Raw genomic sequence first — 1,053 nt, 5'->3', positions numbered from 1 at the left:
GGCTTTGTTTCCTAATTCACGTTCAGTTAAAAACGCCCCTAACATGACTAATTGTTAGGCGATCACCATCGTTTCAGGCATACCTAGCCCTGTGAGCTTGTTTAACGCTTTTATCATGGCGTAAGTCTCACCAACCTGAGCATTGTAATTTCTTAAGCTTAATGTCCCACCGAGCAGTTTCTTCACACGGAACATCGCCGTCTCTGAGAGCGAACGTTTATGGTAGCCGTACTTCTTTTTCCAATGCTTATTTGAACCATAGAGTTTCTGGCACCCGACAGCTAGATTACGAGGATGGCCCTGCTCCCAGAAGGCTGCGCCTTCTCTCGGTGGAATGAGCGGAATAGCTTGCTTGAGGTGAATCGCTTCGTAGCACAACCTTGTGTCATAAGCTCCATCGCCAGATATCTCAATGATTCTTCGGCGAGTCTGTCTCAGCAAATTGGGAAGCGCTTCACCGTCGCTCACATTCGATAAACTTAACTCAGCAGCAATGATTTCATGCGTGTCTGTATCGACCGCTAAATGTAGCTTTCGCCAGACTCGGCGCTTCCCGTCAGTACCATGCTTTTTAACTTTCCACTCGCCTTCACCGTAGACCTTTAGTCCTGTAGCATCAATGGCTAGATGCTGGATTGTTCCTTTAGTCTTTGTTTTGAATGCGACGTTAACCGTTTTGGCTCGCTTACTAATACATGAGTAATGAGGGCATGACAACGGCAGTTGTGCGAGCTTGAAAATAGAGTTGATGAATCCTTGCAAACCTCTCAACGGCATTGAAAATACTCGTTTAACCATAAGAGCTGTTGTAATCGCTAAGTCACTAAACAAACGAGGCCTTCCACGATTGCCTTGCTTGATTTGTTTCCATGACTGGATAGCGTCTTCATCAATCCAAAATGTCAGTGAACCGCGATTGATTAAAGCTTGGTTATAGTGTTTCCAGTTGGTTGTTTTGTAGCGAGGTTTGGCCATTGGTCTAATTATTTGAATGAGCTTAGCTGATCAGATCGTAGGCTGATGATTTAGTTCCCTGATTTAGGAAACAAAGCC

The 1,053-nt window shown here is 44.9% G+C and carries 1 protein-coding gene; it reads right to left on the bottom strand.

Features of this window, described 5'->3' with window-relative positions:
* Positions 1–54 precede the first annotated feature (54 nt).
* Positions 55–975 (bottom strand): IS5 family transposase, encoded by a 921-nt coding sequence (locus R7F64_RS23765; protein ID WP_140150387.1) that lies wholly within the window; start codon positions 973–975, stop codon positions 55–57.
* Between the last annotated feature and the right edge of the window lie 78 nt (positions 976–1,053).

The organism is Vibrio sp. Vb1980, from assembly GCF_033338615.1.
GTDB lineage: Bacteria > Pseudomonadota > Gammaproteobacteria > Enterobacterales > Vibrionaceae > Vibrio > Vibrio alginolyticus.
This window is presented reverse-complemented; position numbering and strand designations above follow the sequence as displayed.